The following is a 16,694-nucleotide window of genomic DNA, read 5'->3' on the forward strand; positions in this document are numbered from 1 at the left end:
GCATGAAAACAATAAGCGAGAACCGGGCATTTGAAGGCATTCAGGGCGTTTACGCCCATGATTCACATGAAACACAATGCACAATGACCTTCGCAGTGTTCATGCCGCCTCAGGCCGAAAATCATAAAGTACCATTGCTGTGGTATTTGTCCGGTTTGACGTGCAGCCACCAGAACGTCATGGACAAGGGAGAATATCGTCGTTTGGCAGCAAAGCTTGGTATGGCTATTGTTTGTCCTGACACCAGCCCGCGTGGTGAAAATGTTGCTGACGAAAAAGACAATTGGCAATTCGGTCAAGGTGCGGGCTTCTATGTTGATGCGACTGAGGCACCTTATTCTCGGAACTACCGGATGTATTCCTATCTCAAACAGGAGCTACCGGAACTGCTCGGACAAAACTTCTCCGTCGACTTGGCAAGGCAATCTATTTTCGGCCATTCCATGGGTGGGCATGGCGCATTGATTATGGCACTCAAAAATCCGGGGCGGTTCCAATCCGTTTCTGCTTTTGCACCCATCATGCAGCCCATGACTGCCGATTGGTCGCGCCCCGCATTTGCCAAATATCTAGGCGAAGATGAACAGAACTGGCGTGCTTATGACAGCACAGCCCTTATTGCTGACGGCGCGAAGGTTGACCACATTCTGGTTGATCAAGGCACAGATGACGGTTTTCTGGACAATGGGTTGCGGCCATGGCTCTTGCAGGAGGCGTGTAAAAAAGCCAATATCTCTTTAACACTCAATATGCGCGCGGGATATGATCATTCCTATTATTTCATATCGACTTTCATGGACAACCATTTGCGCTATCATGCTGAAAAACTCGGCCTTTAGAGTTATCCATGTTGGTTGAAACGCCAGCAATCAGGCTTTCCGTCCACTTTACCCCATGTTGAGTGGTTATCTTTATCGGCTGTAATGACCATTTCGCTCACTTGAGATTTTATCGGAAGTTTGGTTATGTGTCGTGTCATCTAAGTTTATGGGGCGATGCGGGACAATGTTGATCGGAATAGACCTAGGCACCATCAATAGTGTGGCTTCTCGTGAAAAGGTTAGCAACGCCACCTCATTCACGATGCGCTGGGCGACTATCTCTCCCCTTCAGTTGTCAAAGCTTTTCATGTCAGGTTTTTGTGGACAGTTTCGGCAATGCGTGTGCGTAAGGCGCAAAAGCCCCACCAGATACAGTCTGTTTTTATAGGTCAAACGGAAGATAAGACTCTATTGGCATTGCAAACGAAGTTCATCGCGCTGGCATATGATCTGTCCTTTGGTAATAAGACGGTTGTTGGGAGGTTTATCTGAATATGATCATCTTTATTCACCAGGTCTTTTCACAGTCATGTCGATGCAATTTTGTAGGCGTATAGGTGTCGCCAGCGAATAATGCAAACCATCAGTAACTTGGTTGAGACAGGAAGCGCCAGCGTTTTGGCATGACTTATTTCGACTTTTGCCTATCCACGGAAAATTGGCGAAAAAATTTGGGTTTTCAAGGTACTTGGCGTATAACTAAAGGGCTTGTTTGCCGTGATTCGCGTTGCGGTGTAACATCTTGTTTTTGAAACAGAAATGGACCAGCTTATGAGTGATGAAACAACGCCGCAGGCCAATGGCGAATATGGTGCCGATTCCATTAAGGTTCTTAAAGGCCTTGATGCCGTGCGCAAACGTCCGGGCATGTATATCGGCGATACCGATGATGGCTCCGGTTTGCACCATATGGTCTATGAAGTTGTCGATAATGCGATTGATGAGGCATTGGCGGGGCATGCTACACTTGTCACCGTAACACTGCATGCCGATGGCTCCTGTTCGGTCACCGATAACGGACGCGGCATTCCTACCGATATCCATCCGACCGAAGGGGTTTCTGCTGCCGAAGTTATTATGACACAACTTCATGCCGGCGGTAAATTTGACCAGAATTCCTATAAGGTTTCCGGTGGTCTGCACGGTGTCGGTGTTTCTGTTGTCAATGCGCTTTCTGTATGGTTGCGTCTTCGTGTTAAGCGCAAGGGCAAGCTTCATGAAATATCCTTTACCCATGGTGAGGCTGATGGCCCGCTGAAAGTGGTGGGTGACTGCGGTGATGAAACCGGAACTGAGGTCAGTTTTCTACCCAGTACGGAAACGTTCACCATGGTCGAGTTTGACTTTGATACGCTGGAACGCCGCTTGCGTGAACTGGCTTTCTTGAATTCCGGTGTACGGATTCTCCTGACAGATCGCCGTCATGCCGACGTCCATCAGGTGGAATTGCATTACGATGGCGGCTTGATTGAATTTGTTAAATATATTGATCAAACCAAAAAACCGCTGATTGAAGAGCCTATTTATATTATGGGCGAAAAAGACGGTATGACGGTTGAGGTTTCCATGTGGTGGAACGACTCATACCATGAGAAGGTGCTGTGCTTCACCAATAACATTCCGCAGCGTGATGGCGGAACGCACTTGGCCGGGTTCCGCGGTGCATTAACTCGTCAGGTCAACGGTTATGCGGAAACATCCGGTATTGCCAAGAAAGAAAAAGTCAGCCTGACAGGTGATGATTGCCGTGAAGGATTGACTGCCATTCTTTCGGTCAAAGTGCCCGACCCCAAGTTCTCGTCACAGACGAAGGATAAGCTTGTTTCTTCAGAAGTACGTCCGGTTGTGGAAAGTCTTGTGAATGAAGCGCTGTCTTCTTGGCTTGAAGAACATCCGGCTGAAGCGAAAATACTCATTGGCAAGGTTGTTGAAGCCGCAGCCGCGCGTGAGGCCGCGCGCAAGGCGCGTGAATTGACACGCCGCAAAGGTGCTTTGGATATTTCTTCGCTGCCAGGCAAACTCGCCGATTGTCAGGAACGTGATCCGGCTAAGTCTGAAATCTTCATCGTTGAGGGTGATTCCGCCGGTGGTTCGGCCAAAAGTGGCCGTTCAAGACAAAATCAGGCCATACTGCCGCTGCGCGGTAAGATCCTGAATGTGGAGCGTGCACGTTTTGACCGTATGTTGTCATCGGATATGATCGGCACACTTATCACGGCGCTTGGGACGTCGATTGGCAAAGACGAGTTTGCGCCGGATAAATTGCGCTATCATAAAATCATCATCATGACCGATGCCGACGTTGACGGCGCGCATATTCGCACGCTGCTGCTGACCTTCTTTTTCCGTCAAATGCCGGAATTGATCGAGCGTGGTCATCTTTATATCGCCCAGCCGCCGCTTTATAAGGTCACACGGGGCAAATCCTCGCAATATATCAAAAATGAGGCCGCTTTTGAGGAGTTCCTCATTGATACGGGTCTTGATGAGGCTGTGCTGGAATTGGCAAACGGTGAAATGCGTGCCGGCGCTGATTTGCGACAGTTGGTTGAGGATGCGCGTATGTTGCGCCAATTGCTGACCGGTCTGCACACGCGTTACGATCGTGCTGTGGTGGAGCAGGCGGCAATTGCAGGTGCTCTTAATCCTGAAGCCCTTTCAACGCCGGAAAAAGCCCAGGCTGCAGCAGATCGAGCCGCATTGCGACTTGATTTGATCGCCGAGGATATGGAGCGTGGCTGGACAGGCCATGTCGGAGAAGATGGCGGCTTGCGTTTCGAGCGTGTTTTACGTGGTGTCAAAGATGTTGTGGTGCTGGATATGGGGCTTATCGGTTCTGCCGATGCGCGCCAGATCGATCGGTTGTCCCAGCGTTTGGGCGAGGTTTATGGACAGCCGCCTGTGCTAAGGCGCAAAGACAAAACCGAGCCGATGTCTGGCCCTGTAGCATTGTTAGATAGTATTTTTGCCAATGGTAAAAAGGGATTGGCGCTGCAGCGTTATAAAGGCTTGGGCGAGATGAATGCAGAACAGCTTTGGGAAACAACGCTTGATCCCGATGCTCGCTCACTTCTGCAAGTCAAAGTGACGGATGCGACTGACGCCGATTCATTGTTCTCACGGTTGATGGGTGACGAAGTAGAGCCACGGCGTGAGTTTATTCAAGAAAACGCCCTGAGCGTTGCAAATCTCGACGTGTAAGATCGTATTGATTTTAAAAGCTATGAAGAACCGGCTTTCGTAAAGAAAGTCGGTTTTTTATCGTCTTTCTATACACGCACTGGCTTTGCTATCCGTTCCGCATTGCCGAAAAAGTCGAGATAACGCTGCAGCTCATCCGGTTCTCCCGTTGCCTTTTCAGGATTGTCAGAAAGCTTCACTGCCGGTCTGCCATTGGCATGGGTGACTTTGCAAACCAGTGAAATAGCATCCAGCCCTTTAATCTGTTTTGGCGCGCAGCCAACGAAATCATTGGTGAGGTTGGTTCCCCAGCCGAAGCTCATCCTAACCTTGCCATCAAAGTGCTGATAGGTTTCTTCAATCGTGTCGACATCCAAAGCATCGGAAAAGATCAAAAGTTTTTCGCGCGGGTCTTTGCCCTGTTCTTTCCACCATTTGATAATGCGCTCTCCTCCTTCAATGGGCGGGGCACTGTCCGGCCTGAAACCGGTCCAGTCGGCAACCCATTCGGGTGCATTGCGCAAAAAGGCAGCAGTTCCAAATGCGTCAGGAAGTGCAATCAAAAGATTGCCACCATAATATCGGTTCCAGTCTTGCATCACCTGATAAGGCGCATTGCTCAGTTCGTCATCGGTATTTGACAAAGCCGCTACCACCATGGGTAATTCATGGGCATTGGTGCCCAATGCTTCCAAATCCGTATCCATAGCCAACAACACATTGGAGGTGCCGGTGAAGGAGTTACCGATTCCTTCCTTCAATGCTTCCACACACCAGCGTTGCCATAAAAATGAATGACGACGCCGGGTGCCGAAATCAGATATTTTAATGTCGGGCAGTTTCTTTAACCGCTCGACCTTGCTCCACATTTTGGCTTTAGCGCGGGCATAAAGCACATCCAGCGCAAAACGACCAAGGCCCTTCATGGCAGCGCGTGAACGTAATTCGTTGATAATGGCAAGCGCTGGAATTTCCCACATGGATGTATGCGTCCATGGCCCGTCAAAATCCAAGATATACTGCCCGTCTTTGCGGGTCAGTTGATATTCGGGAAGCTGAAAATCTTCCAGCCAATGAAGAAAATCCGGTTCGAAAATCTGCTTGCGACCGTAAAACGTATTACCGGCAAGCCAGATCATTTCTTTCTTGGTAAAACGCAATGTGCGGGCGTGATCCAATTGCGCACGCAGTTCACTCTCGTCAATATCATCGGCAAGATGCACTGATTTTGTCCGATTGATAAGAGAAAAAGTAACATTGACATCCGGGTAAAGTCCCCAAATCATCTGCAGCATCAATAACTTATAGAAATCCGTATCCAGCAATGAGCGGATGATGGGATCAAGCTTCCATGCGTGATTATACACACGTTCTGCAATATCAGTACGGGCCATGGCTCAGCTAATGCCTCCGGTTCAACCTATAATCTGTGCTACAAGGGGCATGTTGCCCCTTGCGTCAAGATTTCAAGGTCACCACAATTTCATGGCTTCCAGTTTTTTTCAACCCTATGCCGTCATCAGCCTTGCTGAGCTTTTTTCCATCCAGCTTGGTCGATGATGTCGTACCTCGATTGACTTTGACAACATAGGTCGCCTCGTCAAATGTCAAAGTGGCTTCATATCCGGGCCAGCTGGATGGCAGGTTTGGCTCGACAAATAACAGATCACCCTGACGTCTTATACCAAGGATTGCTTCCGTTGCTGCACGATAGAACCAGCCAGCCGAGCCAGTGTACCATGTCCAGCCGCCCTGACCGCGTCGCGGTTCAACCGAATAGATGTCGGCGGCGATGGCATAAGGTTCCACGCGGTAGATATCCGGATTCTCTCCATGATGGATCGGGTTAATCATAGAAAACACATCATAGGCTTTGTCTGGCTCACCCATTTGGGCCAAAGCCAGAATGCTCCAGATGGCACCATGGGTATATTGCCCGCCATTTTCACGGATACCGGCAGGATAGCCTTTAATGTAACCAGGCTCCTGCTCTGTCTTATCAAAAGGCGGCCAGAACAAGCGGATCAGACCACCTTTTTCGTCCAACAAATGATCAAGCATGGAGTCCATTGCCTGTTTTTGACGCTCGATGGGTGCCATGCCGGAAATAACACTCCAAGACTGGGCAATCGTGTCAATCTGGCATTCATCGCTTAAGTGCGAGCCAAGCGGTTCGCCATTGTCATAATATCCACGGCGATACCAAGCGCCATCCCAGCCATTCTTTTCCAAGGCTTTGGTGAGCTTTTCAAGATGCTTCGTCCAAGCTGCAACGTGTTTTTCATCACCGCGGGCTTGAGCAATCGGAATGAAGGCTTGCAAGGCATTGCCGAGGAACCAGCCAAGCCAGACACTTTCGCCTTTGCCTCTAGCACCCACTAGGTTCATGCCATCATTCCAGTCACCGCCCAGCATGAGCGGAAGGCCGTGGCCGCCGGTACGTTTGATTGCCAGATCAAGCCCCAGAGCGCAATGCTCATAAAGGCTGGCATTTTTAGGCGAAACAGCCGGCTGGAAATAGCTGTCATGCTGGCCGTCCTTGAGTGCATCGCCTTCAATGAAGGCAATCGACGTATCCAGAAACTCCTTGTCTCCGGTGGTGTTGACATAAAGCGCTGTACCATAGGCAAGCCATGCCACATCGTCTGAAATAAGGGTTCTGACACCCGCACCGGTGGCGGGCAGCCACCAATGCTGGACATCACCTTCAGGAAATTGCCGTGAAGCGGCGTTCAACAATTGTTCGCGCGCAAGCTCCGGTTTCAGTAACAGCATCGACAATGTATCCTGCAACTGGTCGCGGAAACCGAACGCGCCACTGGCCTGATAAAAGGCTGCACGTGCCATAATACGGCAAGCATAAGCCTGATAGGGCAGCCAATCATTGACCATAATGTCAAATGAAGGATCCTGTGTTTTTACCTGTAGGCCAGATACGAAACTTTGCCATTGCTGCTTTTGCTGTTGGAGCAGTGTGGCAAAGTTTTCCTGTCTGATTTCATCCAGCAGCTTTTCAGCCTGTTTCTGATGATCGGTATTGCCGAGATAGAAAACAATCTCCTTAGTCTCGCCTGCTTGCAGGTCGATATCATAGGCAAGGGCCGAACAGGGATCGCGTCCTGCTTCAACCATGTTGGAAAGAGCGCCTGCTTTGCGGATGGCAAAGGGGTGTTTTACCGTACCGGTTGCGCCGATAAACTCCATCCGGTCAGCGGTAACACTTGATGGTAGTTGCGAGGCGGCAACAAAGCTCACCTGATCGGATTTTTCCGTATGGTAAGGATTGCGCACAAAAAGGGCGCCACGTTTTGCATCATGCTTCGGCACGATGAAAGGCGCGTTTTTGGCACGTACATTCCCCAACACCCACTCAATATAGTTGTAAAGCCGCAGACTGCGCGGTGTCTGGCCCTCATTCTTGATAACCAAGCGCGACATGCGCACCGGACGCGTCGTGTCAACCGTGTGGGTCAACTCCAATGCAATGCCTGAATGGCTGGAGGTAAATGTCGAGAAGCCAAACCCATGCTTTGCTTCATAAAGCGCGTTATCATCACATTCGACCGATGACACCGGTGAAAAGCGTGTTTGTGACACACGGTCAACCAGATAGAGCGCTTCACCCGGCCGGTTGGAAACCGGATCATTGGCCCATGGGGTCAACTGATAGTCACGGCTATTGCCTGCCCATGTAAATGCCGAACCTTCGGCGGAAACATGGAAACCGAAATTTTCATTGGCAATGACGTTGATCCATGGATGCGGTGTCGGGGTGCGGCCGGCAAGACGGATGACATAGGCATTGTCCTTGTCGAAACCGCCATAGCCGTTCCAAAATTGCAGCCCTTGGCCATCAGCCTTTTGTGTTGGCTTATGGTCATCACCAATAATACCGATCGAGGTAAACTGCCCTTCTTCCGGTATAGCCAGAACTTGATCTTTTTTGCTGTTTTTCTTTTGCGCGCCACGTTCGGCGGTTTTTGCCAACAGCTCGGCATCGCTATTGCGTGCTGCAAGGTCTGAATCTATCGTTTCCATGCGTTTTAGCTGTTCTGAAAGCGGGCCGTTTTGTGCTTGCAGCACAATGCGGGCCGATGCCAGAAGCGTCTGGAAGCTTTGGTCATTCATCTGGTCGCGACGCACGGTAAAGATATGCTGGCGGCCATCGGCTTCTGCGGTGCGGTTGCGATAGCCCTCACAAATCCACTCAATGGCGCGCTGCGTATCCTGCGCATAAGAAAATGCCCGTTCGTTGAGCACAACCAGGTCAACCGTCAAGCCGCGCATACGCCAATATTCATGGGCTTTGAGGAGCCCACGCAAGACGCCGATGTCGGCTTCATTGTCTAAACGCAACAGAAAGATCGGAAAGTCGCCGGAAATCGACATCGGCCACAAGTCGGATTGTTTGCCAAGATTTTCCGCCAAAGCTTCCGGCGGCAAGCGCCATGTGCGGTCGGGATAAATCAGCGAGGTTGCAAATTTTTGATAATCCACAGCTTCACTGGGTTTAATACCGATCTGGTAAAGCGAGACCTGCGACCGTGTCCATGACATGGAAAATTCACGCTGGAACACATTGGGTTGGCGATAATGCTCGATATTGCCTTTGAGCATATCCTTGGTTTCAGCTGCAAAAGTCCAGAAAATCAGGTCAACCTTTTTGCGAGCCGGAACACGAACACGACAACGGATTGAGGCAATGGGATCCATCACGCAACCTTGGCTGCCGGTGAATTTCGCATCGCGGTCAAAGGCTGCCGGACGGCGGATAGAGCGCCCGCGACCTATAAAGACGCGGCGGTCGGTTTCAGCCTCGGCTTCACGGATGGCCCCGGAGGCATCGGTGACAAAATGTGTCATGTGCATTTCGCGGTCGCTTGGCGCGCGCTTGCGCCGCTTGGCAAAAATTGTTGCACCCTGATCGGATATTTCGGTTTCCACAAACATGCGCGAGAACACCGGATGGGCGGAATCCGTATCGCTCGTCGTCAAAACCAGTTCGGCATAGGATGTTACTTCGATAATACGGTCTTTGGTGGTGGTGTTGATAAGCTCGATACGGCGCCCTTCACCATCACCTTCCGAGGCGACAATGCATTCCACTGTTGAACGGATACCATCGACAGACTTTTGGAACTCACCTTTTTCGTCTGTAAAGACGGTAATCGCTTCTTCCTCGGCTACCCGTGTCGGTTCACCGGTGGCGGACCACCAGCGGCCTGTACTCACATCACGCAGGAAGAAGAATGTACCCTGCTGGTCTTCGGCTGCATCGGCCACAAACCGGGTCACGGCAATATCGCGCCAGCGACTATAGCCGGAGCCGTTGCCGCTCAACATGGTGGAATAGATGCCATTGGACAAAAGCAGCGTTGACCGCGGCTTGGTCAAAGGCGCGGTGATAACACGCATTGGCGCATCTTCGAAACCACCGGAATCATTGCGCATCGGGTTGGCGGTTTTTGCATGCACCATCGGGATTTCACGCGGGGCTTTTTCCTGTAGCAAAAGCTCGGCAGCCTCGATGACCGGATCGCCATGAAAGCGATTGCGCATACGGCCTTCAAAAATCACATTGTTGACCGCCAAAATCGACATGCCATGGTGGTGGGCATAATAGTTTTTCACCACGGCACATTTTTCACCCTCACGCACACGGGCTGGGGTGAAATCGACAGAGTCGTGATAGCCATATTCACCAAGTGCACCAATATCACGCAGGCGCTTGAGATTGGCGACAGCTTCCGTTGGCATATATTGCGCTGCCAAAATGCTGGCATAAGGGGCAATCACCGCATTGCGCGATAGTCCGCGTTGCAGCCCGAGGCTTGGAACACCAAAATTGGAATATTGATAGTTCATCATCGGATCGCGCGCATTGAATGCGGCTTCCGAAATGCCCCATGGCAGACCACGTTCATTGGCATATTGAATTTGACGACGCACCACCAAACGATTGGTCTGGTCAAGCAGCGAACCAAGTGGCTCACGCATAACCAGAGGCGGCATCAAATATTCAAACATCGAGCCTGACCACGATAGCAGTGCACCCTTCCAGCCAACGGGAATGAGCATGCGGCCAAGGCGGAACCAGTGTTCAACCTTGACATCACCTTTGGCGATCGCAAACAGGCTCGAAAGACGGGCCTCCGAGGCTAGAAGATCGTAGCAGCTTTCATCGAGTTCATTTTCCTGCACGCGGTAGCCGATCGACAAAAGCCGACGTTCAGGGCGCTCCAGAAAGTCAAACTTCATATCGAAAGCAAATTGGCGTGCCTTTGTTGCAAGCGTATTGAGCTTTTGGCGCAATTGATCGGTATTGTGTTCACCCGTGGCATCATGATTATGGGCCTCGCAGGTTTCGATCAGACAGTGGGCCCAGGATAAAGCACGGCGCGATTCTGGCGAACCAATCTCGCTATGCAATTCCTGCGTCAAGCGTTCGATGTCGTGGGCGGCAAGCGAAAGATTAATGGTGCGGAATGTTGCCGTTTCCGGTTCATCCATAATGGTGCGCGTTGCGCGACGGAAATTGGCAATGCGTTCTTCAAGGCGGCGGCGTAATGGGCGCAAGACCCGACGGTCATCAGGTATTTCCGCCAGCATTTCTTCCAAAATGTCGTTCACATCAAGCAAGCCCTCAAGGTCTCCTTGCAAAAAGACGGAAGGGGCCTCCGCCCATTCTTTAAGGGCGCTGGAAAGGGTGACAAGATGACCGGCAAAATTGCCCGAATCCACGGTTGAAACGTAAGTAGGCAAGAGCGGACGCAAGGTATCGGTTTCATACCAGTTATAAAGGTGGCCGCGGAATTTTTCCATCTCTTCAACGGTGGCCAAAGTGCGCTCAATCCGTGCAATGGCCGCATCAAAACTGATCCAGCCAAAGTCACGGGCAGCAACTGTCGACAGAAGATAGACGCCAATATTGGTGGGCGATGTCCGTTTGGCCACAACAGGCTGTGGTTCTTCCTGATAATTATCAGGCGGCAGGAAATTGTTTTCCTCATCGGCAAAGGTTTCGTAATAAAGCCAAGTGCGGCGTGCAATGCGGCGCAGATCACCCTTATCGGAAGACCGCACTTCAAGCGAATCCTGAACGGCCGCCGAGCGGCTGACGATCCATGCGATCAACGGCGAGAAAAACCATGCAAGTCCAAAGGGAAGCGCGACAAAAACCGCTGCATTGTGAAATGAAGCCGGCAATGCTATCGCCAAAACACCAATCAGCGATGCCGGCCACATGGTCATAATATAGAACCATAAGGTATTGGGTGCCGATTTTGTGGCAGCTGAGGTTTTCCATTCGAGCAGATTGTGATGCGAAATCAACATGCGATAAAGCGTACGCACGATGGCATCGACCATGAAATAGGCCGAATGCGCAATGAAAGTTGTCCGCAGCGCCACATCCGCTGTATTGGACGCAATGTTGGTCAAGACTGATTGGAAATGGCCGCGCAGCGAATTGTCCATACTGGTCGGCATAATATTGCGCAAGACGCCGAGTGTTGGCGCTGTAAACAGGCCAAGCAGCAGGAATATCTGCCAGATGACAGCGCTGTGCAATGGCAAAACACACCAACCGGCAATAGATGCTATGACCCAAAGCAGCGGTGTCAAAGAACGGCGCAAATTGTCCTGCATTTTCCAGCGGGTAATCAGACTGATATTGTTGCGGGTAAAGAGATAGGGCAATAATTGCCAATCACCACGGATCCAGCGGTGATGACGCGCGACGTCGACATTGTAAGCGGTGGGATAGTCTTCCACCACTTCAACATCTGTCACCAGAGCTGCCCGTGCATAGCCGCCCTCCAGCAAATCATGGCTTAAGACGGCATTTTCTTTGACACGGTCGTTCAGCGCCTTTTCGAAAGCATCAATGTCGTAAAGCCCCTTACCGGTGAAGGTTCCTTCACCCAACAAATCCTGATAGGTGTCGGAGACGGCAAATACATAAGGGTCAATACCGCGGTTCATCGAGAAAACACGCTGTAGGAATGAGGCCTCGTCACCGGTTGTTAAAGACGGTGTGACGCGCGGCTGCAAAATGCCGTAACCTTCAATAATGCTTGACGTTTGCGGGTCAAAAACCGGACGATTGAGCGGATGGTTCATTTTACCGACAAGCTTGGTTACCGCTTCCGGTGTCAATCTTGTGTCGGAATCAAGCGTCATGACAAAGCGGCAATTCAACGGCAGGCGTTGGTCGGGCTTGAAGAAACTGGTATCCTGATCGCCACGAAGCAACAGGTTCAATTCATGCAGCTTGCCGCGTTTGCGCTCCCAGCCCATCCAGCAGCCTTCGCTGGCATTGAACAACCGCTTGCGATGCAGAAGGAAGAACAGCGGTTCACCCTCGCCGCGATAATGCTGGTTGAGATCCGCAATGCTTTTTTGTGCATAATCAAGCAGGTCAAGATCATCTTGGCTTTGCTCATATTTGGAATCTGCCCAATCGGTTACAAGCGCAAAATGTACGGCCCCTTGCGGGTTGGACAAATAGTGCACTTCAAGATTTCTTACCTGCTCGTCGATACTATCGCGCGAGGTGATCATGGTTGGCACAGCCACAAGTGTGCGCGCTTCGGCAGGAATGCCTTCCTTATATTCATAACCAATCAAACGGCTTGGCGGTACAAACCAGGCAATAAGAGTGTTGAACAGCGCAAAAGCCGTGTCCATGGTCGGGAAGAGCGCCAAGGCGGTAAAGACAAAAGACATGGTGTGTGTCAGGCCGGAATAGCGCAAAAGCGCATAGACACAAGCCAGAATGACGATTGTCAAAACCGAGACGGGAACAGCAATGCTCCATATCTTCATATTGCGATAGGCACGCATGAATTTGGTTGAAAATGGTTTTTGATATCCGCAGGCTTCTTCAAAAGCCGGGCGACCGCTTCCCATGAGATAGCGTGCGACCGAAGCGCCAGTCTGCTGGTCATCGCCACCTTGTGATGCTTTGGCCATGTCCAAGGCTTTGCGGGTAACGTCAAGCTCACTCAAAGGCGAGCGACGGGCGATTTTTTCAATAACAACACGATAGGCATTACGCGAGTGAAAATCAATTTCGGCGAAATCGCTCTTTTCCCGCAACATGAAATCAACATGGCTGACGCTTTCAAACCATGATGTCCAGTCGACATCATCAATGGCCTTCAAAGCGCGAATGATATTGCCCATTGTCACGCCGCCGGTTGCTTGACGGGCATGTTCTTCTGCTGTCGCCGCTTCCGGATCACTGCCATGATGATGCAAGCGGTCTTCAAGCCAATTCAGTGCCGCGGTCGAATCAACCGATGCACCGCGCAAGCGGTAAAGCAGATGGGTGGCAAAGGTCGCGTCTGCGGTCAGCTCGTCATAGAGGCTGAAAATTTCTTGTAATTCGCTTTCGGATTTGACCAGAGCCATTTTATCGGCAGCCTGATTGGCAAAGCGCCGCATCCGGCGCGCCCGTTCGATGCGTATGGAAAGCCTACGGGCATTTTCAATCAAGATCATCCGTACCGCTGAGGGCAGCGCCCATAATTCGCCGATCTGGAAGCTTGCAACTTCCTGATAGCCGTTGACCATGGCTGTCAGCGTCTTCAGTGAAAAACTGCTATCGGTATGGGCGACATAAAGCCAGGCAAGCGCAAAAATACGCGGAAATTCCGTCTCTCCCTTGTAACGGGGCAACTGCTTGACAAAGGCTTTCGGAAAATCCCGTCGTGCCTGCTGTACGGTTTTATCTATGGTGTAATGGTTGTCGAGCAACCATTGGGCGGCGGGGGTTATGGTGTCGTTATTGCGGGCTGCGGCATCGGTGGCGCGAAAGGCATGAAGGATGATCTTGGCATTTTCACTGAGGCGTTTGCCGAAATCGAAATCCACATATTCAGGTAGGGCAATGGTTTCGCCCGCAGCCATGTTGTGGGCAAGCTGGCGCAATTCATCTTCAGACTTATAGGAAGCTCGAATAGGAAAAGTTGTATCCGGAATATAACGGACTTCCGTTTGTTCAGACAAAAACCACTTAATTGAAGACGCCGTTTCGGCCATGTTATTCTATCCCTCACCATACGCATATGCGATCTACAGGCATTTTAATCATTATAGCATTAAACTATCTCTTTTTTATTAAATCGGCATTTTTAAGTTTTTCTGCAAAACCACAAACACATTATATTACACGCTGACAAAATCAGCGTTCAGCATGAACACGGTTCGGTCTGTTGGGGGGGAGAGAATTCAAAGAGGCAGACTGCTCTAAGCATGAGCGGCAATGCAAATGAGAAACCGATATTGCACCGGTGAAATACAGGGCCAGCCCCGCTTTTCAACGGGGCTGGTTGGATAGGGTCAGGGTTTACTTTGTTGCATTATAAGCAGCAATAGCCGCCATGTTGACAACATCGGAATCGCGTCCGCCAAGCGGGACAATCTGCGCGGATTTTTCCAAGCCGATCAGGATCGGCCCGATAATGGTTGCGCCACCCAGTTCCTGAAGCATTTTGCTGGCAATAGAGGCCGAATGATAGCCCGGCATAACAAGCACATTTGCCGGCTCACTCAACCCCATAAACGGATATTGCGCCATCATCTTCGGGTTAAGCGCGACATCGGCACTCATTTCACCGTCAAACTCGAAGTCGACCTTGCGTTCACCCAGAATTCGGACGGCTTCCTGTATGCGCTGCGCACCTTCACCCTTCATATGGCCAAAGGTTGAAAATGCCAGCAATGCAACGCGCGGTGTATACCCCATACCTTGGGCAAATTTTGCGGCCTGCTCTGCAATATCCGCCATTTCCTCGGCATTGGGATGTTCATAGACGGCCGTGTCGGCAATAAACACTGTGCGTCCACGGCAGATGGCGATGGAAACACCCACCAACCTTTCATGCGGTTTGACGTCGATCACACGGCGTACGTCTGCAAGACCGGTTTCATAGTTTCGTGTAACACCGGTAATCATTGCATCAGCATCGCCCAATGCTACCATACAGGCGGCAAAATGGTTGCGGTCATTGTTGATATAGCGGTGGCAATCGCGCAACAACCAGCCTTTGCGCTGCATCTTGCTATAAAGATAGTTGGCATAGGCATCTTTACGGTCTGACAGCCTCGCGTTGACAATTGTCAAACCTGCGCGGTGTAGATCAATACCCGCGGACAGAGCGGTCTTTTCAATCATCTCTTCACGGCCGATCAATATGGCCTGACCTAGATTCTGGTTTACGTAGGAGATAGCCGCCCGCATGACCTGTTCTTCTTCACCTTCGGCAAAAACAACGCGCTTGGGCTCTTGACGTACGCGGTTGTAAACGCCCCGCATTGTCGAGGCGATAGGATCACGCCGTGCCTTCAGATCGCGTCCATAGGCCTCCAGATCTTCTATCGGTTTGCCTGCCACGCCGCTTTCCATAGCAGCTTTTGCTACCGCCGTCGGGATGGCAGAAAGCAGCCTCGGGTCAAACGGAACAGGAATGATATAATTGGGGCCGAATTTAAGACGGCTGCCGCGATAGGCTTCGGCAACATCATCCGGCACCTCTTCGCGCGCCAATTGGGCGATTGCTTTTGCCGCCGCTATTTTCATATCTTCATTGATGGTGCTGGCGCGGACATCAAGCGCACCGCGGAAGATATAGGGGAAGCACAAAACGTTGTTGATCTGGTTGGGGTAGTCGGAACGGCCCGTCGCCATGATGGCGTCATTGCGAACCTTGGCGACTTCTTCCGGTGTAATTTCCGGATCAGGATTTGCCATAGCAAAAATAATCGGATTTGGCGCCATGGACTTGACCATGTCTGGCGTGAGAGCGCCTTTTGCCGAAACGCCAAAGAAAATGTCGGCACCATCAAGTGCTTCTGCCAAACTGCGCTTGTCGGTTTTAACAGCATGGGCCGATTTCCACTGGTTCATGCCTTCCTCGCGGCCTTGATAAACGACACCCTTGGTGTCGCACAAAATCACGTTTTCCGACTTGAAACCCATCGCCTTGATCAGCTCAATGCAGGCAATCCCCGCAGATCCGGCACCATTACATACAAGGCGCGTATTTTTCATATCACGACCGGTAAGATGCAAGGCATTGAGCAGGCCGGCTGTTGCAATAATCGCCGTGCCGTGTTGGTCGTCATGGAAAACAGGGATATTCATCATTTCCCGCAAACGACTTTCAATAACAAAACAGTCCGGTGCTTTGATGTCTTCAAGATTGATGCCGCCAAAAGAAGGGCCGAGATAGCGAACAGAGTTGATGAATGCTTCAATATCGGTTGTGTCGACTTCCAAATCGATCGAATCAACATCGGCAAACCGTTTGAAAAGCACCGCCTTGCCTTCCATAACCGGCTTGGACGCAAGCGCGCCGAGATTGCCCAAGCCAAGGATGGCTGTACCGTTGGATATGACCGCAACAAGGTTGCCTTTAGCCGTATAGTCATAGGCCAAGGACGGATCGACAGCAATTGCATTGACCGGAACCGCGACACCTGGCGAATAGGCAAGCGAAAGATCATGCTGGGTTGCCATCGGTTTAGTCGCAACAATTTCAAGCTTTCCCGGACGGCCGCGGCTATGAAAATCCAGCGCTTCCTGTTCTGCTGCACTATAGGTTGTTTTTTTTGCGGAATTTTTCTGTTCGTTTTTGCTCATTTTTCTTTCTTTTTCTCCGGAAACGTTGCAAATCCTGCGTATCGGTC

General features: G+C 50.9%; 5 protein-coding genes. 2 read left to right on the plus strand and 3 right to left on the minus strand.

Annotated elements, in window-relative coordinates; translation table 11 throughout:
• Positions 1-2 precede the first annotated feature (2 nt).
• Together fghA and gyrB are read left to right on the plus strand one after the other, a co-directional pair.
• On the plus strand, positions 3-839 hold the full coding sequence (gene fghA / locus ACYSNS_RS03800; protein WP_461721782.1) for an S-formylglutathione hydrolase: 837 nt from the start codon (positions 3-5) through the stop codon (positions 837-839).
• Between the two features lie 753 nt (positions 840-1,592).
• Entirely contained in the window at positions 1,593-4,022 is a 2,430-nt protein-coding gene (gene gyrB / locus ACYSNS_RS03805) for a DNA topoisomerase (ATP-hydrolyzing) subunit B (RefSeq protein WP_461721783.1), read from the plus strand.
• A gap of 68 nt (positions 4,023-4,090) precedes the next feature.
• Here gyrB and pncB read toward each other — a convergent pair whose 3' ends face one another.
• The 3 genes from pncB to ACYSNS_RS03820 all read right to left on the minus strand — a co-directional run bounded on the left by pncB (position 4,091) and on the right by ACYSNS_RS03820 (position 16,647).
• Positions 4,091-5,395, minus strand: a complete 1,305-nt coding sequence (pncB, locus tag ACYSNS_RS03810) for a nicotinate phosphoribosyltransferase (RefSeq protein ID WP_461721784.1) — start codon at positions 5,393-5,395, stop codon at positions 4,091-4,093.
• A 64-nt stretch (positions 5,396-5,459) separates the two neighbouring features.
• Positions 5,460-14,045, minus strand: a complete 8,586-nt coding sequence (locus ACYSNS_RS03815) for a GH36-type glycosyl hydrolase domain-containing protein (RefSeq protein ID WP_461721785.1) — start codon at positions 14,043-14,045, stop codon at positions 5,460-5,462.
• 307 nt (positions 14,046-14,352) lie between these two features.
• The gene (locus ACYSNS_RS03820; protein WP_461721786.1) at positions 14,353-16,647 is read right to left on the minus strand and encodes an NADP-dependent malic enzyme; all 2,295 of its coding nucleotides are present in this window, start codon (positions 16,645-16,647) and stop codon (positions 14,353-14,355) included.
• Positions 16,648-16,694 lie beyond the last annotated feature (47 nt).

The organism is Bartonella sp. LJL80 (assembly GCF_054871565.1).